This is a genomic window from Nocardia sp. NPDC004711 (genome assembly GCF_053601595.1).
On the sequence record NZ_JBSGCB010000003.1, the window covers coordinates 285731 to 307481 of the forward strand.

The following is a 21751-nucleotide window of genomic DNA, read 5'->3' on the forward strand; positions in this document are numbered from 1 at the left end:
GAGGCGCCTCCCGCCTGACGCCCGGTCCGCTCCCCGTCCGCTGTGGGGACCACTTCCGCCCGCCCGCCGCCGCTCGGGCCTTGCCGACCGTCGGGTGGGAGGTCGGCAGCAGGAATTGCCGCATCCACCGCATGAGTCGGGATGAATCCGGGTTGATCTGCCGCGGTGAGTGGTTCGGCCCGATGTCCCGGTGGGAGGGAGAGCTCGGCCTCGCGCGCGCCGGTGGTCTCGGGTGGGCGGGTCACCGTGCCACCGCCATGCCATCGAGTGCGTCGGCACCGCGCAAATGCGCGAGGGCGGTCCGGCGGTTGCGCGTGCGACGCACGAGAATGGTTGTCGCCGTGGCCAGTCCGGCAGCGAGCCCGAGGCCCGCGAGGGTGAGGGTGGCCGGGGAGGGGGCGTCGCCGGAGTGCTCGAAGAAGGGCTCGTAGATGGGGTTGCCGTAGTCCTGGCGGATGGAGTTCAAGTCGACGGCCGTGGTGGCGACGCTGGCCATGACCTGGCATTGGGCGCGCGAGACCGGGTTCTCGCGGGCGTCGCAGGCCGCGTGCATGCGTCGTTCCAGGGCGGCGTCGACGGTTTGCCGGGCCCACGGGCCCAGCGTCTGGCCGTGCGCGGCCGCGTAGCGCAGCAGGTCGTAGCCGAGATCGTGGGATTTGCAGGCCAGATCGAATTCGGCGGGCAGCGGGACGGGGGAGGAGCAGTCACCGTTCGGGTTGATGAGCATGCCCGACTCGACCACCGGGCGGTATCCGGCCGTGGTGACGAAGTCCTCGGGGATGAGCGCTGGATTCGGCTGCACGGCAACCGATTCCAGGATTCCGCTGCGGGCGGCGGCGTTCTCGGGCGTGCCCGGCCAGCTGATCACGGCCCCGGCGCCAGGGGCGAAAGCCACACCGGCCGAGCACATCACCGCCGCGGCCGCCGCGAGCGCACCATATCGGCGCTGCCGGGCCCGGCGGTCGTGGCCTGACACGCCAGGGCCGGGGGACATGGCACTCGTCGAGTCGTCAGCCGCCGGTACGTCAGCGGTCGTGGCGGGCGAGGTCTCTCGCGTGGTGTCCGCTGCGCGGCCGGCAGCCGCTACGGGTGCGGTGGAACGGGTCGAGATCCGGCGGGAAGTCGGGAACGCTCTCATGGGTCTCGACGCTAGGAATCGGGCTCCGACCGGGGCCTCAGCCTGCGGGGCGGTTCCGCGGTGGGCGAGGCGGGGCAGACCCGCGCGGGTGTCGTACCCGGGTAGGGGGTGGGAGATCACTCAGGGGTATGAGGTGGGGGCGGCGCGGAGTCTCTACCGTCGAGGGCATGGTCGGAAATATGTCTGGGCAGGCCCGTGTCGCACGGGCGCGGCAGGTGTTCGACGGGTTCACGGTCCTACTCGCGATCGTCTTCATCGCGGTGGCCTGGCCGACCCTGCATCTGACGCACAAGGTTCCGGCGGCGGCCGCGCCGTTCATCGCGGGCTTCGCCGCGTTCCCGATTCTGCTGCTGCGGGTGAATCCGCCACTGGGATGGGCGGTTTCGGCCGGTTCGGCGCTGATGATCGCGCTCGCGGTGCCGCATCAGCCGGGCAATTCGATCCCGTTCCAGGTGGTGCACATCCTGGTGCTGTTCGCCCTGGTGTTCGCGGTGGCCGTGCGCGCCCCCATGCGGATCGTGGCCGTGGTGTGGGTGGCGACCTCGCTGCTGTTCGCCACCGCCATGGCCCAGACCGGGGACAGCTTCGCCGAATCCGGGTTCGGCTGGCCGCTGGCCATCACCGGCCTGGTGGTGTTCGGCCTGCTCATCCGGTGGGTGGTGCTGTCGCGACAGGCGCTGCTCAAGTCGGAGGAGGAGACCGAGCTGGAGCGGGCCCGCCGCGCCATCCTGGAGGAGAAGGCGCGCATCGCCCGCGACCTGCACGATGTGGTGGCGCACCACATGTCGATGGTGGTGGTGCAGGCGCAGACCGCGCCGTATCGGATCGGCGGGTTGTCGGCCGATGCCCGCGCCGAATTCGAGTCCATCGGCGCCGGCGCGCGGGCGGCGCTCAACGAGATCCGCGGCATGCTCGGCGTGCTGCGCAGTGACGGGCAGCTGCCCGAGCACGCGCCGCAGCCCTCGGCCACCGACGTCCCGGGTCTGCTCGAGGGCGCGCAGCGTGCCGGGGTGCCGCTCACCTGGACCGTCGACGGCAGCCTCGACGCCGTGCCCGAGACCACGGGCCTGGCGCTCTACCGGATCGTGCAGGAGTCGCTGGCCAATGCGTCCCGGCACGCGCCCGGGGCGGCGGTGCGCGTGGACCTCGCCTGCGCGGGCGAGCTGACCCTGACCGTCGCCAATGATCGGCCGATCGCGGTGCGGCCGGGTGATCACTCGGGCACGTCCGGCAGCGGTATCGCCGGTATGCAGACCCGTGCGGCCGCGGTCGGCGGCGTGCTCACCGCCGGGCCCCGGCCGGACGGCGGGTTCGAGGTGCAGGCCCGGCTGCCGCTGGCGCCCGCGCTGAGTGCGGCGGGCAGCGCGGAAACGCTCCGCTTCGGCCACTGAGTCCGGGGTTCCGGTCACCGAGCCGGGTCCGGCCGGGCGCGCGATGGCGGGGGTGCGAAGTCGTCGTCGCGCGGGCCGTTCCGGTCGGGGCATGGCAAACTCGGTGTCGTGCGTGAGGTGGGACTGTGGCGATAACCGTGTTGATCGCCGACGATCAGGCGATGGTGCGGCAGGGGTTCGGGGCGTTGCTCGCGGCGCAGCCCGACATCAGCGTGGTCGGGGACGCGGCGGACGGGAAAGTCGCTGTGGCCGAGGCGAAACGGCTGCGGCCCGACGTGGTGCTGATGGATGTGCGCATGCCGGAGATGAACGGGCTCGACGCCGCCCGCTCGATTCTCTCCGCCGGGTTCGAACCGCCGGTGCGGGTGCTCATGCTCACCACCTTCGATATCGACGACTACGTGTACGAGGCCCTGGGCATCGGGGCCAGCGGGTTCCTGCTCAAGGACGCGCCTGCCGAGGAACTGGTGCGCGCGGTGCGGGTGGTGGCCGCCGGTGACGCGCTGCTAGCGCCGACCGTCACGCGCCGGCTCATCGCCGATGTCACGCGTCGCCGGGCCCGGCGCGCGCCCGCGCCGCAGCTGTCGGTGCTCACCCCGCGCGAGCGTGAGGTGCTGGAGCTGGTGGCGCGCGGCATGTCCAATGCCGAGATCGCCGAAAGCCTTTTTGTCGCAGAACAAACGGTGAAGACGCACGTGTCGAAGGTCTTCACCAAACTGAACCTGCGCGATCGGGCGCAGGCGGTGGTGCTGGCCTACGAATCCGGACTGGTGACCCCGGGCTGACCTGCCCGGACAGGGTTTCGACGGGTAGGCTCACGGACTTGTACGTCACCGGAAGGGGGTCGTAGCCAGTGCTGAATAGCGGTGACGTGTTCGCCGGGTTCACCATCGAACGACTGCTCGGACAGGGCGGGATGGGCTCGGTCTATCTCGCCCGGCACCCCCGCCTGGGCAAGTTGACGGCACTGAAGCTGCTGAACCGGGAACTGTACGCGGACAGGGAGATTCGTGCCCGGTTCGAACGCGAGGCGGATCTGGTCGCGCGGCTGGACCACCCCAATATCGTCGAGGTGTACGACCGCGGCACCGAGGACGAGATGCTGTGGATCTCCATGCAGTACGTGGACGGGGTGGACGCCGCCGGCATCAATGTCGCCACGCTGCCGCCCGAGCGAGCCGTACAGGTGATCGAAGGGGTTGCCAGCGCCCTCGACTACGCGCACGGCATGGGGGTGCTGCACCGGGATGTGAAGCCCGCCAACATCATTCTGGCCCGCGCCGTCGCCGGCCACGGCGAGCGTGTCTTCCTCACCGACTTCGGCATCGCCCGCCTGCGCGAGGACTCCACCCACCTCACCCAGGCCGGCATGTTCACCGCCACCCTCGCCTACGCCTCGCCCGAGCAGATGACCGGCGCCCACCTGGACCCCACCACCGACCAGTACTCCCTGGCCTGCGCCCTCTACTGGCTCCTGATCGGCGCCGGCCCCTACGACTCGCCCCACCCCGCCGAACTCATCCGCGGCCACCTCCAGCTCCTCCCGCCTCCCGTCTCCCTGCGCCGTCCCGGCCTCTCGCCCGCCATGGACGCCGTCCTCACCAAGGCCATGGCCAAACGGCCCGCCGACCGCTTCCCCACCTGCACCGATTTCGCCAAGGCCGCCCGCCGCGCCCTCTCCCGCCCGCCGGCCCAGCACCCCGTCCACCAGCAGCCCCTCCACCCCGCCTACCCCAATCTCCCCGCCCCCCAACCGAACTACGCCGCCCAGCCCTACCCGGCCCCACCCCAGCCCTACCCCGCCACAGCTCTGCCACCCCAGCCCGCGGCCTATCCCTCACCCCCACAGCAACCGCCGGCACCCAATTACCCCGCGCCGCAGCCACAGTCCGCGCCCCCCGCCTCCCAGCAGCCCGTCAGCGCCCCCGGCTACCCGCCTCCGGCACAGTCGGCGGGTCCGCAGCCACAACCCCCCGCGCCCACTGCCGCCCCGACCTATGCCGCCCCGGCCTACCCCCCGCCCCCGTATCAGTCCTCCTACCCCGCGCCGGCACCGCAGCCCCCCGCGCCCGAGATTTCCCAGCAGCCGCCAGCGGACAACGACCGGGTAGGTTCGGGGCCGACCGCGCGCCCCTACCCTCCGGCGCAGGGCCCTGCCGCCGGTTACTCCGCACCGCCGCAACCCCGGTCCGTGGGCGTGCCCGGCCATCCGGCGCCGCAAGGGCAGCCGATGGCTCCGGCCGTCGGCGCGTACGAGCCTGCGGCTCCGGCGGAGCCGACGGCCGGATCGACAGCGGGCACCGGCAGGGGCGCGGGTAGTGGACTGCCTGGTGCGCCGATTGAGGGATCACCTGCGCCGCAGGCGGTACCGGAGGTCGAGCCAACGGATGCCGGGTGGGCGAATCGGTCGGCGGATGTGGATGCGCAGGATGCGTCGCAGCGGCCGACGGATGTCGTGCCGCAGCCGGTGGTTTCGGCGGGGCAGCCCGAGGAGTTCTCGACCGGGGGTGCGGCCGGGCCGGCGGTGTCGGATACCGACCGGCCGGAGGGAGCGGGATCCGTAGCGGCGGATGAGGATTCGCCGGGTTCGGCGGGAGGCGGCGTATCGGAGCCGCCGGTTGCCGGTGGAACGGGCGAATCGGAGTCGGCGGAGCGGGGTCTCGGAGGGACCGCCGGGTCGCCCGGCTTCGAGGAGATCATTGCCGAGCCGGTGACGGCGCTGGCACAGCCGGTTGTCGCGGCGCCGGTGCCCGAGGCAGCGGCCGCGGCTGAGGCGACAGCGGTTGCGGGGGCCGGGGAGCCGGACGAGGCGGGTGCGGCGGCCGGGGTTGCGGAGATGCCGCCGAGTGAGCCGGTTCGCGGTGCGGAGTCTGGCGGGCCGTCCGGAGTCGCTGCCGGTCCGGCGGATTCCGGTGGCGCCGACGAGGAATCGGGTGGTGTGGTGCGGCATCCGGATTCGGGGGCGTTCGTGCCCGATTCGACGGATGGCGTCGGCTGGACGGACAGTGTAGGCGGGTCGGGGACCGTCGGCCGGGTGGCGGTCGAGGGGGACACATCGGGTTTCGCTGTGTCCGAGCCAGTTTCGGGCGGAATGGCCGGAATGACCGGCTCTGGTCCAGCTGCTGGGATGCCGGCGTATGGGGGTTATGGCAGTGGGGTGACGGGTGGGACCGGGTACGGTGGGCCGCCGTTCGGGGGGAATCCGGTGCAGCCCGGGCTGATTCCGACGTCGCAGCGGGCCGAGGCGTCGCAGCTCACCGCGGTGGTGGTGCTCGGGCTGGCGGTGGTGGCGCTGGTGCTGTTGGTGGTTGTCGCGGTGCTGGTGGTGTCGGGCTAGGCACGCGGCGCATCCGCGCCGGGCCTCGTCAAGCCTATCGAGATTCAGGAGGCGCCACACCGCATTCTGATCCCTTGTCACGCCCGGTCATACCGAGCGACCGCGGAGCGGTCGGGAAGGGATTGGGTGCGCCCGGCTCGGGGACGAGTGGGTCCAGAGATATCAGGGCTCCGGTTCTCACCGGGCGCGACTCCAGTCCAGCACCGTTACGGCGAACCGACAATCGCAGCCCCGGCGCGGTGGGAAACTTTCCGAAAGCGCCAGGTCAGCATTCATATCGCGTGGGAGCATCATTCGCAGTGACCGAAAACCGCCTTCGTGGGGGAGGATTCGATGTCGGAGCATGGTTCGACTCTGCCGCGTCGTCAACTGGGGCGATACCTGCGGGAAGGCCGGATGCAGTGCAATATGACGATCGCCGAGGCGGCGGCCCTGATGGAGTGGAGCGAATCGAAGCTGCAGCGGCTGGAAACCGGTAATGCCGAGAAGATCCGAGTCCTCGATGTCCGGGAATTGTGCCGAATCTACGACTTCGACGACGAGTTCAGCTCCGCGCTCACCGGCCTCGCGCAACAGGCCAGCGTCAAGTCCTGGTGGCACGAATACGACGATCTGATTCCAGAAGGTTTCAATATGTATGTGGGCCTGGAGGCTTCGGCCCGCGCCCTCATCTCCTATCAGCCGGAGATCATCCCGGGACTGTTCCAGACCGCCGAGTACGCACGGGTTCTGATCAATGATTACTGGCCGGATGCTGCGCACGACGAACTGGACCGCCGCGTGCAGTTGAAGACCCGTCGGCAAAGCCTCTTGACGCGCAAGCGAAGTCCGGCCTCCTTCGATGTCGTGGTACACGAAACCGCATTACGTCGCGTTGTCGGCGGCCCGCGCGTAATGGCCGCGCAGCTGCGACGCCTCGCGGACATGTCGACGCTGCCGACGATCGCTGTTCGTGTACTACCCTTCTCGGCGGGCGTACCGATCGGCCACACCGTCGGCCCGTTCGTGATCCTGGATTTCGGCCGGGACGCGGGCAACCGGCCTGTCGAACCCACGGTCGTCTACCTGGAGAACTTCCTCGGCGACCTCTACCTGGAGAAGCAGGCCGCGGTCGACCGATACCGCGAGGCATACCAAGCGATCCAGCGCGCCGCGCTGGACGAGACGACCAGCAGAGACCTCCTGCGGAGGGCAGCGAAGGAGTATGCGACGTGAGCGTCGAACCCGGCGTCCGGTGGTTCAAGAGCGCCCGCAGCACCGGTGCGAAGGAATGCGTGGAAGTCGCCTTCCTCGCCGGTGGCGTCGGAGTCCGGGACAGTAAGAACCCCAGCGGTCCGGCCTTGATCTTCCCGTCGGCGGACTGGGATCGATTCACCGCCGCCCTGGCCGCCGGGCGGTTCGACGACTGAACCTCGGCCCGGCGGAATCCGGTGGCGGCACCGGGAATCAGGCCGTGCGGGCGGTGGCGGCGCGGGCGGAGTTGAGGGTGATCGCGGCCGCGTTCCAGATGGCGTAGGCGCTCACCGAGTAGGGCACCCAGGTCGGGTGGTGGATGACGAGCAGCACGATGGTGGCGACGGCCAGCGCCACCGCGCGGATGACGATGCCGTTGCGGAGCAGGCTGCGCAGCACCTGCGCGTCGACGAGGCTGGTGTTCTTGACGGCGTTCATGATTTCCGACCTTAAGGATTCGCGCGGGGTCCCCGAGGGGTCCGATCGCGCCAGGAATAGGACAGATCAGGCGGCGGGCCAGTCGTTTTCGGTCTCGCCGACCTTGTTGACGTAGTTGGTCAGGGTCTGCAGGGCGACCAGGGCGACGATTTCGAGCACCTGCTCCTGCGTCCACCCCGCGGCCAGTGCGGCGGCCGGATCGGCCTTGCCCCGGCTCTCGGTCAGTTCGCGGGCGAAGGCAACGGCCGCAGCCTCTTTCGGGTCCGCGGAGGTGCCGCCCTTGGCCGCCTCCACCTCGGCGTCGCTCAGCTTGGCGACCCGCTTGCCGGTGAAGGTGTGCGCGGCGACGCAGTAGCCGCAGTCATTGGCCGCGCCGACGGTGAGTGCGATGCGCTCGGAGGTCGGGGCCGGCAGCGTGCCCTTCTTCAGCGCGCCGGACAGCCCGAGGTAACCCTCCAGTACCACGGGCGCGTTGGCCATCACCTTGGTCATGTTCGGCACCCGGCCCATCCGCTTCTTGACCTCGTCCAGCAGTGGTGCGTTGTCGATCGGGGTGATCATGGCGTCCTCGTCTTTCTAACGTAAGATCGTGCTTTCACACGTTAGAACATCATGGAACGAAAGCGCAATACCCGTTAGAATGTGAACATGGTCGATCCCTTGGCACTCCGTTTGGCGAACACCATCCGCGCCACCAGCCGTGGCCTCACGGACGCCTTCGGCACCCCCGAATCCACCCGTGAGTGGCTGGTCGCCAATGCCGCGAATGTCGGTGTGTACCTGGATCTCGAGGCGTACCTGCCCACCGAGGACGAGCGCGCCGCCCTGGTGGACCTGCGGCAGAACGTGCGCGCGCTGTTCGCGGAATACGTTGCGCCCCAGCCGCCCAGCTCCGCCGACGCCGCCGTGCTGCCGGCCTTCCCGGACGCACTGGCCGCCGTCAACCGCGCGGCCGCCCCCGCGCTCCGGCTGCTGGCATGGGACGGCACCGGTCCGCACACCGAGCACCGGCTGCTGACCTCGGACGACCTGGCCACCGTCATGGCCGGACTGGCCGACGCCACCATCGAGTTCTTCTCCGGCGCCCAGGCCGCCCAGATCCGCGTCTGCCCGGCCCCCCGCTGCGTGCGCTACTTCCTGAAATCGCATCCGCGCCAAGAGTGGTGCTCGGTCGCATGCGGCAACCGCGCCCGCGCCGCCCGCCACTACGCCCAGCACCGCGACTGAGCCCAGCATCGCGGCTGAGCCCAGCATCGCGGCTGAGCCCAGCGCCGCGACCGAGCCCAGCATCGCGACTGAGCCCAGCGCCGCGACCGAGTTCAGCATCGCGGCTGAGCCCAGCGCCGCGACCGAGCCCAGCATCGCGACTGAGCCCAGCGCCGCTACTTGGTCGAGTGCCGCGACTGAGTCCGGGGCCATGGTCGATACGCCTCCGCAACGCGATACGGCCCTCGAACCGACAGGTGCGAGGGCCGTATGCCGCAGTGTGTTTCGACTCGTCGCGAGCCGGCTCAGCCGAAGAAGGCGGCCGCCTCCCGGTACCGATCCTGCGGCACCAGCTTGAGCTGCTTGGTGGCCTCCGACAGCGGCACCAGTTCCACCTCTGTGCCGCGCAGCGCCACCATCTGCCCGAATCGCCCGGCGTGCACGGCTTCCGCCGCGTGCACGCCGAAACGCGTTGCCAGCACACGGTCGTACGCGGTCGGGGTGCCGCCGCGCTGCACGTGCCCGAGCACTGTCACCCGGACCTCTTTGCCGATGCGCCGCTCGATCTCCGGCGCCAGCTGCTGGGCCACGCCGGTGAACCGCACATGCCCGAATTCGTCGATGCCGCCGTCGCGCAGGGTCATGGACGTGGGATCGGGGTGCGCACCCTCGGCCACCACGCAGATGAAGTGCGAATCCCCGCGCTGGAAGCGGCGTTTCACCATGGCGCAGACCTCGTCCACGTCGAACGGCACCTCGGGCACCAGCGTCAGGTGCGCGCCGGAGGCGATGCCGGAGTTGATGGCGATCCAGCCCGCGTGCCGCCCCATCACCTCGACCAGCATGACGCGCTGGTGGGATTCGGCGGTGGTGTGGATCCGGTCGATGGCCTCGGTGGCGATGGAGACGGCGGTGTCGTGGCCGAAGGTGGTGTCGGTGCAGTCGATGTCGTTGTCGATGGTCTTGGGGACGCCCACCACCGGCACGCCCTCGTCGGCCAGCCAGGAGGCGGCGGTCAGCGTGCCCTCGCCGCCGATCGGGATGAGCGCGTCGATCCCGTTGTCGTCGAGGGTCTGCTTGATGCGGGGGAGTCCGGCGCGCAGCACGTCCGGATTGGTGCGCGCGGTGCCCAGAATGGTGCCGCCCTTGGTGAGCAGCCGATCGGTGCGGTCATTGTTGAGGATCTGGATCTTGCGATCCTCGAGTAGGCCACGCCAGCCGTCCTGGAAGCCGACGATCGCATCCCCCCAGCGGCCGTTCGCGGTACGAACGACAGCACGGATCACAGCATTCAGGCCTGGGCAGTCTCCGCCTCCGGTCAAGACTCCGATGCGCATGATCCCCATCTTGCCCTGAGATCGGCGGCCTGTGATCCCCGCCCCCGTGAACCGCGGGTTACGGTTTCCGCTAGCCGGCGGTGCAGGTACCGCCCTTGAGTTCGTCGAGGTGCTTGCCGATCAGGGTGGCGATCTTGGTGAGGATCGTGGTGCCCTCGTCGAAGGAGCCGGAATTGGGCTGGGTGGCAACCGCGATGGCGATCTGGCCGCCGTCCACCGGGATCAGTCCGAATTGCCGGACCAGGTAGTTGCCGCTGGGATCGGGTCCCCAGCCGCCCTTGAAGATGGCGCCGTCCAGATTGCCCAGCCCCCAGCGCTGAGTGGAGCTGATCTTGCCCATCAGCGCGGTGACGTCGTCGGATTGCGCCAGGCAGGGGAGTTTGGCGGCGAATTTCAGCTGATTCGCCAGCGACCATTCGGCCTGGCCGAAGGCGGAGTAGTCGGCCCGGGCGCGGGTGGCGGGGACCGTGGTCTCGGTGTCGCCACCCTCGCGTAGCACGTCCTGGACGGTCTGGGCCGCGACCTCGGGCGTCCCCAGCGACTGCCAGAGGGTGTCGGCGGCGGAGTTGTCGGAGTATTCGATGGCATTGACCGCCGCCACCTGATTGCCCGCGCTCTTGCGCAGCGCCGCCAGGGTCAGCGGGACCTTCATGGTCGACCAGCCGGGCCCGGAGCTCCAATCGCCCAGGGCCAGCACCCGATCGGTGCCCACCGGCATCACGGCCAGCCCGACCTTACCGGCCAGCGACGGCTTCAGGTCATTGGTGAAATCCCAGGCCAGCGAGCCCGGCAGCGCCATGACGGTGGTGGGGCTGGCGGCGCTGGGCGCGGCCGCGGCCACGGTGGTCTTGTCCGGGACCAGTACCGGCTTGCTGCTGCACGCGGTCAGCGCCCCGACCAGCACGGCGAGCGCTCCGCATGCCCGCGCGAGCCGTCGTCCGCGCCAACGGGATCCGTACCCCGCATCGCGTGTGCTGTCCAGTGCGTCGCGCTGGTCAGCGTTCCGCGAATACGGTGCGTGCACCCCGTAACCTCCATCTGCCCCGGTGTCCGGTGCGTTCCCTGTTCCTAGCGGACGCACCTGGACCCGTCAATCGCAAGGATTGTTGTGGGTTGGGACACTGGCGGTCAAACCCGGTGGGTATGGACGTTTTTCACCGGCTCACGCCCGATTGGGGGTGCACGCTGGGCATTTTGAAACGAATACGCGCCGAATGTGTTAGCGCGAGCAGAGTCCGCCGTGCAGGTCGGGCAGATGGTCGCCGACCAGTAGCGCGAGCTTGTCCATCATGTCCGTGGCGTCGTCGAAACTGCCCGAGGTGGGCTCGGCCGCCAGCGCCACCGCCACCGGTCCGTTCAGCGTCGGGACCAGCCCGAACTGGCGGACGGTGTACTTGCCGGTGTCGTCGTCGGGACCCCAGCCGCCCTTGAATTCCGCACCGATGAGCCGGCCCAGGCCCCAGCTCTGGCTGGGGGTGATCTCACTCATGAGCGAGACCACGGAATTGGCGCGCGGCAGGCAGGGCAGCCGGGACGCGAAGTGCACCTGATCGGCCAGCGACCAGTCGGTGGCGCCGAAGGCGAGCAGATCGTCGGACTCCAGCGCGGCCAGCTTGGTGTGGCGCGCGGCGACGTCGGTGGTGGCGTCGCCGGCCTCGCGCAGCACCGCCTCGACCGCGTCGGCGGCCTCGCTGCCGGTGCCCAGCGAGTTCCAGAGCGTCTGTGCCGCATCGTTGTCGGAGAAGGTGATGGCGGCCTCGGCGGTGGAGCGCATGCCCACCGGATCGTGGCGCAGCGCGGCGAGCGCGAGCGGCACCTTGATGGTGGACCAGGCGATGCCGGTGCTCCACTCACCCAGCTGAATCATATCGCCGCCGCCGACGGGCATGACCGCCACGCCGACCCGGCCGTCCAGGGTGGCCTGCAGATCGTTGAAATCCGCCGCGAACGCGACGGATTTCGGCAGTCCGAACAGCTCCGGCAAATCCGGTCCGATCATGCTCGGGACCGGCAGCGCGGAACTGTCTCCGACCGGCTTGATCTCATCCGACTGCGCCGAATGACGCTGTACAGCACCGAGATTCGGGCTACAAGCGGAAACTGCCAGGACAGCCGCCAGCGCCAGCCCGCGCACAAACCCCTTGCGACAGGCCGGATTTGGATCAGTAGACATACACCACCGCGTTCTCGCCACCGACGCAGGTCACCAATTTGCCTGCGGCCGTGCAGTTCATCGTGTAAGACCGGCCGGTCACCGGGCTCACTGCCATCACACTAACTGCCGAAGCCTGCCGACCAGAAGCCGCGTCGGCATAGGCTCGGCGCACCTCTTCCGCGAAAGGGCAGGTAGTGACCGTGTTTCCGATCGCGGAACTGGCGTAACCGCCGAGCGCCGCATACACCGGTGGACACGACGTCGCTCCCGCCGGCAGTTGCACAGTGGTGGGAGCCGGGGTCGTCGCCGCCGGGCCCGGCTGCTGCGAGTGCGGGGCGGTGGTGGCCGGAACACCCTGTGCCGCCGTCGTTATGGGTGCTTCGTTGCCGGAGCGGTCCAGGACTTGCCAGCCCACCGCACCGGCAACGGCGGCCACCGCGACCACCAGCACGCCGATCGCCAGCGGCGCCGCGATCGACTTGCCCTTGCTCCGTTTTCCGGGCTCGCGGGGCGGCGGCTGGACGATGGGGTGATCCGCGGTCGGGTACAGCGCGGGATCGGGCGCCGGCGCGTACGGGAAGTCCCGCTGCTGCGCCTGGGCGTGGCCCCAGACCGCCTGCTGGTGGGCGTCGGCCGGCAGCGGCGTGTAGTGGAAATCGCTGACCCGCACCCGGGTCGGATCCGACGGCAGGATGACCGGCAGATCCCCTGTGGGCGAAGGTTCCTCGGCGGCGGGGAAGGATCCGGTTATATAGGCCGGGATCGCCCCGGTGTTCAGCCCGAGCCCGGAACCGGGTTGCCGCACAGTGGGATCAGGTTGCCGCACAGCGGGATCGGAGTGCCGCAGGGTGGGATCGGCATTGCGTCCCGCAGCGGGCGTCCCGCCCGGCATGACCGTGGTCGGCGGCCCGGCCTGCCCGCCGGTCGGCAGCACGGTCGTCGGTGGCGGGCCGACCGGCGGACCCGGCGGCACGGTCCGGCCCGGCCGGGGCTGCCCGGCGGGCGCGGGCACCGGCTGACCACCGGCCAGCGCCGCCCGCGCGGCCCGGGCGAATTCGCCCGCGGTGAAGAACCGGTCGTTCGGATCCTTGGCCAGCGCCTTGGCCACCACGGCATCCAGCGCGGGCGGAATCCCGCTGCGCAGCATGCTCGTCAGCGGTGGCGGCTCCGACAGATGCGCGCGGATCAGCACGCTCATGTTGTGCGCAGGAAAGGGTTTGTCGCCGGTGAGGCACTCGTGCAGCACACAGCCCAGCGAGTAGATGTCGGCGCGCCCGGAGACCGGCCCGGCGTCGAAGCGCTCGGGGGCCATGTAGGCGTAGGAGCCCACGGCCGTGCCGGTCACGGTGATGGTGGAATCACCCTCGGTGCGAGCGATGCCGAAATCCGCGAGATATGCGAAATCTGCATCAGTCACAAGGATGTTCGCGGGTTTGACGTCCCGGTGCACCAGCCCCGAGTAGTGCGCGGCGTCCAGCGCGGCGGCGATCTGCTCGATGATCCCGACGACCCGCAGCGGCGGCAGCACGCCGTACTGGTTCAGCAGCGAGCGCAGATCCTGCCCGCGCACCAGCCGCATATCGATGTAGAGCACACCGTCGATCTCGCCCCAGTCGTGGATGGGGATGATGTGCGGCTCCGCCAGCCGTGCCGCCGCCTGCGACTCCCGGCGGAAACGTTCCTGGTAGGAGGGGTCTTTCGCGAGTTCTTCCGGTAGCAGCTTGAGGGCGACGACCCGATCCTTGGAAGTGTCGTAGGCCTCGTAGACCTCTCCCATACCGCCCCTGCCCAGCAGCGAGCGCAACTCGTACGGCCCGAATCTGCTTCCGGCCCGCGATGGCGGTGCATCCACCCCGTCCAACCTCCAACTCTCGGGAGGGAAGCAGACGAGGACCCGCGACCCACCCCTCTAGGAGGTGGATTCTCCCGGTGCCACTACGCCGTGGTCAAACGCAAAGACAATGGCCGCTGCCCGGTCGCGTAACCCGAGCTTCCCGAAGATATGTCCCACGTGGCTCTTCACCGTTACCTCCGAGATACCGAGTGTGCGCGCGATCTCAGCATTGAGGCGGCCGCGGCCGATGAGCTCGAGCACCTCGAGCTCGCGAACGGTCAGCTCGGACAGGCGATCGCCGCCGGGCGCCGGCGTGGGACGGGCCGAGCGATAGGTGGTCAGCACCCGCGGCGTGACCGTCGGGTCCAGCCAGGAGCCGCCGGTGGCAACGGTCCGCACCGCGCGGATCAGATCCTCGGCGGGGGAGTCCTTGAGGATGAACCCGGCCGCGCCCGCCCGCAGCGCGCCCGACAGCAACTGGTCGTCGTCGAAGGTGGTGAGCACCAGCACCGGCGGCGCGTCCACGATCGTTCGCAGCGTCCGGGTGGCCTCGATGCCGCCGATCCGCTTCATGCGCAGATCCATCAGCACCACGTCCGGGCGGTGCGCGGTGACGGCCGCGGGCACCTCGTCCCCGTCCGCGCACTCACTCACCGTGAAACCGTCGCGGCGGCGCAGGATTCGGCGCAGCCCGCCGCGCACCAGCTCCTGATCGTCGACGACGAGCACGCCGATCGGCTCGTCGTCGGATCGGTCGATCACGTACCCTCCTGCGGGGTCTTCTGGGTCATGGACAGCAGTGCGGAGCGCAGGTTCTGCTCCGCGGCGGCGATACAGGGCATCTGCCCGGTCGTCGGGATCCGGGCGGACACCCGCCAGCCGTCGTCGTGGGGTCCCGCGGTCAGGGTGCCGCCGAGGACGGCCAGGCGCTGGCGCATGCCCGAGATGCCCATGCCGCGACCGGGCCGCAGCAGTGCCCCGGGGGGCAGGGTATTCGTGATGGTGACATCAATATGTCTGGCGCAGACCATCATTCGAACCTGAGCCTGTGCGCCGGGGGCGTGCTTGGCGATATTGGCGAGCGATTCCTGGCAGATCCGGTACAGCGCCAGCCCCAGGGCGGCCGAGACCTGCCCGCGATCGCCTTCCGAGCGGAAGTCGATCGCCATGCCCGCGCGGAGGAAGTCCGACACCAGATCCTCGATGTCATCGAGGCCGGGTTCGGGCGTCTGCGGCGCATGGAGCCCGTCGAGCAGCCCGACCGTCCGGCGGATGTCGGCCATGGCCTGCCTGCCCAGCCGCTCGGCGTCGGCGAGCGCGTCGATCGCCTCGTCCACATCGCGGTCGGTCTGCAGCGCGTGCCGGGCGGCGGTCACGTGCAGCAGGGTGACGCTCAGTGAGTGCGCGATGACATCGTGCACCTCACGGGCGATGCGCCGGCGCTCCTCGCCGGCGGCCTGCAGGGCGCGGACCTCCTGGTAGTCGCGTTCCTGATACAGGTAGCGGCGCTGGTAATTCAGCAGCTGCCCGGTGAACCAGCCGAAGAGGATGCCGAGCGTGAACCAGGTCAGTCCGTCGATGTGCCCGACGTATCCGAAGAACATGATCTCCGCGATCATGCCCAGGCCGATGACCGTGCTCACGGACGTCCGGGTGATGGCCGCGACCTCGCCGGTCACGACGATCAGGATGAGCGGTGCGACATCCAGCGGCACCGGCTGCATCAGGAACAGGGCCACCCCGGCCATGGTCAGCGAGGCGAGCAGGACCGGGCGCGGCGGGAGGTTGAGCACCACGCACGGCGGCCCGGTCAGATAGATGATGAGCAGCGCGGCCAGGGCGAGGAAGCCGGGGAAATAGCCCGCGGCCACCCGCTGGGCGAAGGCAAGCGTGCTGAACGTGTAGAGCATCACGTCCACCAGCACGACCATCGAGACCGGGTAGTCGAAACCCGTCTCCTCCACCCAGCGCCGGTATTCACGGACCGGGTTGCGCACGAACCGCCGGGACCGGACACCGGCTTCGTGCAGCCACTCCCGTAACTCCTGCAACGCCTGCCCGACCCCCTCGGGGGTGGCGCTGGTCACGTTCATTCTGCAAGGCTATCCGTCGAAGCAGACCGCGTACATCGTCCGGCGGCAGGGGCACGTCTCCTACCGGAGTAGGAGGTCAAGTCGCGTCCGCGGCACGAAGACAGGGGTATCGGAGCGATCGTAGTTTTGGGCAACGGCACACGCGCCCGCCCGCCAAGCCCGGGTGCACACAACGCTGGAACCCAATTCAACGGAAGGTTGGCGCCATGTCCTGGGCAGATTTACACGCTCGTACCGACATCCTGCACATCGTTCTCGATCGCGCAGCGCGCAGTGACTTCGAACTGAATCCCGCTGATCCCAAGCTGTTCGACAATATCCCGGAGCTGCAGCGCCTGTTCGGCGGTCCTGACGGGGTACTGCTCGCACTGCGCAATCGCTGGGAGAACCATTTGACCGTGAAGATGGAAAACGCAATGGAGAAGGGCGTTTTGGCGATCGAGGTGTACGCGGAGCTGTGCGCCGAACAGCCGGCCCTGCGCGCGATCCTCGACACCTACGACACCGATCGGCTGTACTTCGGCCGTCCGCGTGCGCGAGCGCTGGCCAGCTGATAGACACCGGCTGGTATTGATCTGCAGAGGGGAACGACCAATGCTGGAATTGACCGACGTCACCAAGGAATACCGGGTGGGCGAGCAGACCGTGCGCGCTCTGGACGGGATCAGCCTGCGGATCGATGCGGGGGAGTTCACCGCCATCGTCGGTCCTTCCGGTTCGGGCAAGAGCACCCTGCTGCACCTGCTCGGCGCACTGGATTCCCCGGACACCGGGTCGATTCGATTCCAGGACAAGGAGATCGGCGACCTGGACGACGACCGGCAGTCCGAATTCCGCAGGCACCGCGTCGGTTTCGTCTTCCAGTTCTTCAATCTGCTGCCCACGCTGACCGCCTGGGAGAACGTCGCCATCCCGAAACTGCTGGACGGCACCGGATTACGCAAGGCCAAGCCGCGCGCACTGGAGTTGCTCGACCTGGTCGGGCTCAGCGAGCGCGCCGAGCACCGGCCGGCCGAACTGTCCGGCGGCCAGATGCAGCGGGTCGCGGTGGCGCGGGCGCTCATCATGGATCCGCCGCTGATCCTGGCCGACGAACCGACCGGCAACCTGGACTCCAAGACCGGCGCCTCGATCCTGCAGCTGCTCGCCGACATCACCGAGGAGGGCAACTCCGTGGTCATGGTCACCCACGACATGGGTGCGGTGCGCTACTGCGACCGGGTGATCAACCTGCGCGACGGGCAGATCGGGTCCATCGACCGGGTCGAGCGCGGCGATGACGGCCAGGTGCGGACCGTTCCCGAGCCGGGCCGCAACGGTTCGGCGCCCGCCGCCGGCCGCGACGTCACCGCCGACGACGCCGGGGCGGTGCGCGCATGATCCGGGCCGCGCTGGATCGGCTCCGCGCCGCGCTGGATCGACTCCGCCTGTTCAATATCGGTGAGCTCTTCGCCCACCGCGGCCGCACCACCATGGCCATGGTGGTGATGGGAGTGTCCGCGGGACTGCTGGTTTCGGTGTTCAGCATCTCCGGCTCCATCACCGGCTCGGTCGACAAGCTCACCCACAGTCTGGGCGGCAAGGCGGTGCTGGAGGTCAGCGGCATCACCGACGCGGGCTTCGATCAGCAACTGCTGCAACAGATCCGGTCCGTGCCCGGGGTCGGCACGGCGGTGCCGATGGTGCGGCAGTCCATCGGGGCCGACGACAAACGGGCCCTGCTGGTCGGTGCGGACCCCTCCGCCGCCCAGCTGGGCAGTGACCTCGGCGGGACGGTGACCGATCAGGCGAGCAAACTGCTCACGGTCGGCAACGGTGTCCTGGTCGGCTCCGCCATGGGCTATCACGAGGGCGACAAGTTCCAGCTCGGTACCGTGACGGCCACCGTCGCGGGCGTCATCGACGACTCCACCGCCGCCAAGATCAACGGCGGCCACATCGCGATCGCGCTGCTGCCGGTGGCGCAGAAGATCACCGGCCGGGAAGGCCGGTTGGACTCGGTGCAGATCATCGCCGCACCGAATACCGATGTGGGCCAACTGCGTTCCGACCTCACCAAGGCGATCGCCGGCCGGGCCGTGGTCGCCGATCCGGATCTGCGGACCGCGCAGGCCGGCGGCGCGGTGATGCTGGTGCGCTACTCGACGCTGGCCTCCTCGGCCTCGGCGCTCATCGTGTCCTCGTTCCTCATCTACAACGCCATGAGCATGGCCGTGGCGCAACGCCGCCCGACGCTGTCGCTGCTGCGGGCCATGGGCGGCAAGCGCGGTCCCGTGGTGCGCGATCTGCTCGCCGAGGCCGCGATCCTCGGCCTGTTCGGCGCGATCAGCGGCTCCATCATCGGAATCTTCATGGGCCGCACCGCGATCCGGCAGCTGCCCGCCGCCATCGTGAACTCCGTCGAGTCGCGCACCGAGTACGAGGTGCCCGGTTACGCGGTGCCGGTGGCGATTCTGGCCTGCGTGCTGGCCAGCGTCGCCGCGGCGGCGATCGCCGCGCGCCAGGTGTACAAGGTCGCGCCGATCGAGGCGCTGGCCCCCGTCGGCGTCGGCGCGGCCGACAGCGTGAAGCCGGTGATCCGCTGGGCCGCAGCGGTTCTCGGTCTGATCATGGTGTCGGGTGCGGTGGTCGTGGCCGAGGCGGATCTGGGCCGGCTCTCGATCGGGGCGATCTCGCTGTCCATCGCCGGCGCGGTCGTGCTGTGCTTCGCCGCCACCGAGCCCATCGTGCGCGTCGTCGCCGCGGTGGCCCGGCTCTTCGGCGCGCCCGGCGCCCTGGGCGCGACCACCATCGAACGCGCACCGCGCCGGGTCTGGGCCACCGTCATGACCGTCATGATCGGCGTGACCGCCATCGTCGCCATCGGCAATGCCAGCCGCAATATGGTCAGCGCCGCGACCGACAGTTTCGAGGGCCTGGCCCGCACCGACGTCTTCGTCAGCCCGACCGCCATGGAGCAGTTCCCCACCGGCCCGCTGCTGCCGCCGGACCTGAAGCAGAAACTGAGCGCCATCCCCGGCGTCGGCGGAGTCGGTTCGGCCCAAATGGCTTTCGCGACCCTGGGCCGCGGCCGTGTCATGCTGCAGGCCTTCGAGGGCGGCGTGGCCCGGACCTCGGTGCTGGACAGTGTGAGCCAGGCCGACCAGGCGCGCATGGCCGCCGGTGCGGGCGTCGTCATCTCCCGGGATGTGGCCCGCTCGCTCGGCGTGCACGAGGGGTCCGACCTGACCCTGCCCACCCCGACCGGCGAGCACCGGGTGCAGGTGCTGAAGGTGGTGCCCTATTTCTCCGCCATCGCGGGGGTGGTGGCGCTGGACCTGAACATCATGCGCGAGTGGTACCAGCGGCCGGGCGAGACCATCATCGGCGTCGACTTCGCGCCCGGCGCGGATCACGCCGCGGTGATGGCGGCCGTGCGCGCCGCCGTCCCGGCCGATACCCACGTCAGCACCGGACGCGATGCGGTGACCGCGATTTCGTCCAGCGTCCGGCAGGGCACCTCGATCAGCGCGGCCATCCTCTGGATCGTGGTCGTGGTCTCGGCGGTCGCGCTGCTCAATACCCTGATGCTGTCGGTGCTGGACCGCCGCCGCGAACTCGGGGTGCTGCGGGCCATGGGCACCAGCCGCCGCTTCCTGCTGCGCACCGTGCTCACCGAGGCGACCGGCATCGGAGTGACCGGCGCGGCACTCGGATTGGCGATCGGCTCGGCCGTGCACTACCTGGCCACCATCGCGCTCGGGCACGCCATCGCCATGGACATTCGCTATCAGCCCAGCCCACTGCTGGTGGCCTACGCCGCCATCGCGCTCGGACTGTCCCTGCTCGGGGCCATCCCGCCCGCCCTGCGCGCGGCGCGGCTGCCCATCGTGGAGGCCATCGCCGTGGACTGATCGGCGAGTAAATAGGATGGAGCGCATGAGCGCAGCGACCGTGGACTTGATGGACTACTCCGATGTCATCGACCGGTACGAACCGGTGCTCGGCATGGAGGTACACGTCGAGCTGGGCACCGCGACCAAGATGTTCTGCGGCTGCCCGACCGAATTCGGCGCCGAGCCCAACACCCAGGTGTGCCCCGTGTGCCTGGGCCTGCCGGGCTCGCTGCCGGTGGTGAACGAGAAGGCCGTCGAGTCCGCGATCCGCATCGGGCTGGCGCTGAACTGCTCCATCACCCCGTGGGGCCGGTTCGCGCGGAAGAACTACTTCTATCCGGACCAGCCCAAGAACTACCAGATCAGCCAGTACGACGAGCCGATCGCCACCAACGGCCACCTGGATGTGGTGCTCGATGACGGGTCGACCTTCCGGGTCGAGATCGAGCGGGCCCACATGGAGGAGGACACCGGCAAGTCGCTGCACGTCGGTGGCGCGACCGGCCGCATCCACGGCGCCTCGCACTCGCTGCTGGACTACAACCGCGCCGGCGTGCCGCTCATCGAGATCGTCACCAAGCCCATCGAGGGCGCGGGCGAACGCGCCCCCGAGGTGGCCCGCGCGTACGTGACCGCGCTGCGCGAGGTGCTCAAGTCCCTGGCCGTCTCCGACGTGAAGATGGAGCAGGGCTCGCTGCGCTGCGACGCCAACGTCTCCCTGATGCCCAAGGGCGCCAAGGAATTCGGCACCCGCACCGAGACCAAGAACGTGAACTCGCTCAAGAGCGTCGAGGTCGCGGTGCGCTTCGAGATGCGCCGCCAGGGCGCGGTGCTCGCCGCCGGCGGCTCGGTGCTGATGGAGACCCGCCACTTCCACGAGACCGACGGCACCACCTCGCCCGGCCGCATCAAGGAGACCGCCGAGGACTACCGCTACTTCCCGGAGCCGGACCTCGAGCCCATCGCGCCCGACGCCGCCTGGGTCGAGGAACTGCGCGGCACCATCCCGGAGTACCCGTGGCTGCGCCGCGCCCGCATCCAGTCCGACTGGGGCCTGCCCGCCGAGGTGTTCCGCGACCTGGTCAATGCCGGTGCGCTGGACCTGATCATCGCGACCGTCGACGCGGGCGCTTCCGTGGACGCCGCCCGTTCCTGGTGGGTCGCCTACCTGACCGAGAAGGCCAAGGAGCACGAGGTCGCGCTCGAGGACCTGCCCATCACCCCGAAGCAGGTCGCCGAGGTGGCCGGGCTGGTCGAGGCCAAGACCATCAACAACAAGGTCGCCAAGCAGGTCGTCGACTTCGTCCTCGCCGGTGAGGGCGAGCCGGGCCAGATCGTCGAGGCCAAGGGCCTGGGCATGGTTTCCGACGACTCCGCACTGCAGGCCGAGGTCGAGAAGGCCCTCGCCGCCAGCCCGGACATCGCCGAGAAGATCCGCTCCGGCAAGGTGCAGGCCGCCGGCAAGGTCGTCGGTGACGTCATGAAGGCCACCCGCGGCCAGGCCGACGCCGCCCGCGTCCGTGAACTGGTCCTCGCGGCCTGCGGAGTCGAGGGCTGACACCTCCGAAACAGCCTGTGGCGCACGACCGATGTGGTGCGCCACAGTCCTGACTCCACCCTGCAGGAGGGCCGCCACGTCGCCGACATCATCCGCGGCAAGAAGCCCGCGGCCACCGCGTTCAAGTACTGGGACAAGGGCTCGATGGCGGTGATC

The 21751-nt window shown here is 69.7% G+C and carries 19 protein-coding genes; 10 read left to right on the top strand and 9 right to left on the bottom strand.

The genetic code is table 11. The features are described from left to right. Positions 1–241: 241 nt before the first annotated feature. Entirely contained in the window at positions 242–994 is a 753-nt protein-coding gene (locus tag ACWEKS_RS04425; protein WP_452338752.1) for a hypothetical protein, read from the bottom strand. Positions 995–1305: 311 nt separating this feature from the next. Here ACWEKS_RS04425 and ACWEKS_RS04430 point away from each other — a divergent pair, with 311 nt between their 5' ends. The 5 genes from ACWEKS_RS04430 (at position 1306) to ACWEKS_RS04450 (ending at position 7275) form a co-directional block, all read left to right on the top strand. Next, positions 1306–2529, top strand: a complete 1224-nt coding sequence (locus ACWEKS_RS04430) for a sensor histidine kinase (RefSeq protein WP_452338753.1) — start codon at positions 1306–1308, stop codon at positions 2527–2529. Between the two features lie 125 nt (positions 2530–2654). After that, complete coding sequence (locus tag ACWEKS_RS04435) at positions 2655–3314, top strand: response regulator (protein WP_452338754.1); 660 nt, start codon at positions 2655–2657, stop codon at positions 3312–3314. Between the two features lie 68 nt (positions 3315–3382). Next, entirely contained in the window at positions 3383–5866 is a 2484-nt protein-coding gene (locus ACWEKS_RS04440) for a protein kinase domain-containing protein (protein WP_452338755.1), read from the top strand. Between the two features lie 333 nt (positions 5867–6199). Beyond that, complete coding sequence (locus tag ACWEKS_RS04445; protein ID WP_452338756.1) at positions 6200–7081, top strand: helix-turn-helix domain-containing protein; 882 nt, start codon at positions 6200–6202, stop codon at positions 7079–7081. Next, positions 7078–7275: a DUF397 domain-containing protein gene (locus ACWEKS_RS04450; RefSeq protein ID WP_452338757.1), complete on the top strand. Its 198-nt coding sequence runs from the start codon at positions 7078–7080 to the stop codon at positions 7273–7275. The genes ACWEKS_RS04445 and ACWEKS_RS04450 overlap by 4 nt, the downstream gene beginning before the upstream one ends. Before the next feature lie 37 nt (positions 7276–7312). Here ACWEKS_RS04450 and ACWEKS_RS04455 read toward each other — a convergent pair whose 3' ends face one another. Further along, positions 7313–7537 (bottom strand): hypothetical protein, encoded by a 225-nt coding sequence (locus ACWEKS_RS04455; protein WP_452338758.1) that lies wholly within the window; start codon positions 7535–7537, stop codon positions 7313–7315. Between the two features lie 66 nt (positions 7538–7603). Continuing rightward, complete coding sequence (locus ACWEKS_RS04460) at positions 7604–8098, bottom strand: carboxymuconolactone decarboxylase family protein (protein ID WP_354835272.1); 495 nt, start codon at positions 8096–8098, stop codon at positions 7604–7606. 87 nt (positions 8099–8185) lie between these two features. Between ACWEKS_RS04460 and ACWEKS_RS04465 the strand changes: the two genes are divergently transcribed. Beyond that, positions 8186–8764, top strand: coding sequence for a CGNR zinc finger domain-containing protein (locus ACWEKS_RS04465; RefSeq protein ID WP_452338759.1), 579 nt, complete (start codon positions 8186–8188; stop codon positions 8762–8764). Between the two features lie 284 nt (positions 8765–9048). On the opposite strand, the gene ACWEKS_RS04470 is transcribed toward ACWEKS_RS04465, so the two are convergent. The 6 genes from ACWEKS_RS04470 to ACWEKS_RS04495 form a co-directional block, all read right to left on the bottom strand. Then, positions 9049–10080 carry an ATP-dependent 6-phosphofructokinase gene (locus tag ACWEKS_RS04470; protein WP_354835276.1) on the bottom strand — a complete coding sequence of 344 codons (1032 nt, stop codon included), beginning with the start codon at positions 10078–10080 and terminating at the stop codon, positions 9049–9051. Between the two features lie 70 nt (positions 10081–10150). Then, a complete protein-coding gene (locus ACWEKS_RS04475; protein WP_452338760.1) occupies positions 10151–11104 on the bottom strand; it encodes a hypothetical protein in 954 nt (317 codons plus the stop codon). 195 nt (positions 11105–11299) lie between these two features. Then, a complete protein-coding gene (locus tag ACWEKS_RS04480) occupies positions 11300–12079 on the bottom strand; it encodes a hypothetical protein (RefSeq protein WP_452338761.1) in 780 nt (259 codons plus the stop codon). Between the two features lie 163 nt (positions 12080–12242). After that, positions 12243–14087 (bottom strand): protein kinase domain-containing protein, encoded by a 1845-nt coding sequence (locus tag ACWEKS_RS04485; RefSeq protein ID WP_452338762.1) that lies wholly within the window; start codon positions 14085–14087, stop codon positions 12243–12245. A gap of 57 nt (positions 14088–14144) precedes the next feature. Next, a complete protein-coding gene (locus tag ACWEKS_RS04490; protein ID WP_452338782.1) occupies positions 14145–14798 on the bottom strand; it encodes a response regulator in 654 nt (217 codons plus the stop codon). A gap of 29 nt (positions 14799–14827) precedes the next feature. Then, positions 14828–16162 carry a sensor histidine kinase gene (locus tag ACWEKS_RS04495; RefSeq protein ID WP_452338763.1) on the bottom strand — a complete coding sequence of 445 codons (1335 nt, stop codon included), beginning with the start codon at positions 16160–16162 and terminating at the stop codon, positions 14828–14830. Positions 16163–16368: 206 nt separating this feature from the next. Here ACWEKS_RS04495 and ACWEKS_RS04500 point away from each other — a divergent pair, with 206 nt between their 5' ends. Genes ACWEKS_RS04500 through gatB form a run of 4 tightly spaced genes read left to right on the top strand, consistent with a single transcriptional unit; the run spans position 16369 to position 21595 of the window. Then, positions 16369–16716, top strand: coding sequence for a hypothetical protein (locus ACWEKS_RS04500; RefSeq protein ID WP_379382128.1), 348 nt, complete (start codon positions 16369–16371; stop codon positions 16714–16716). Between the two features lie 40 nt (positions 16717–16756). Then, on the top strand, positions 16757–17542 hold the full coding sequence (locus ACWEKS_RS04505) for an ABC transporter ATP-binding protein (protein ID WP_452338764.1): 786 nt from the start codon (positions 16757–16759) through the stop codon (positions 17540–17542). After that, a complete protein-coding gene (locus ACWEKS_RS04510) occupies positions 17539–20055 on the top strand; it encodes an FtsX-like permease family protein (RefSeq protein ID WP_452338765.1) in 2517 nt (838 codons plus the stop codon). Before ACWEKS_RS04505 ends, ACWEKS_RS04510 begins: the two co-directional genes overlap by 4 nt. Positions 20056–20080: 25 nt before the next feature. After that, on the top strand, positions 20081–21595 hold the full coding sequence (gene gatB, locus ACWEKS_RS04515) for an Asp-tRNA(Asn)/Glu-tRNA(Gln) amidotransferase subunit GatB (RefSeq protein ID WP_452338766.1): 1515 nt from the start codon (positions 20081–20083) through the stop codon (positions 21593–21595). The last annotated feature ends 156 nt before the right edge of the window (positions 21596–21751 follow it).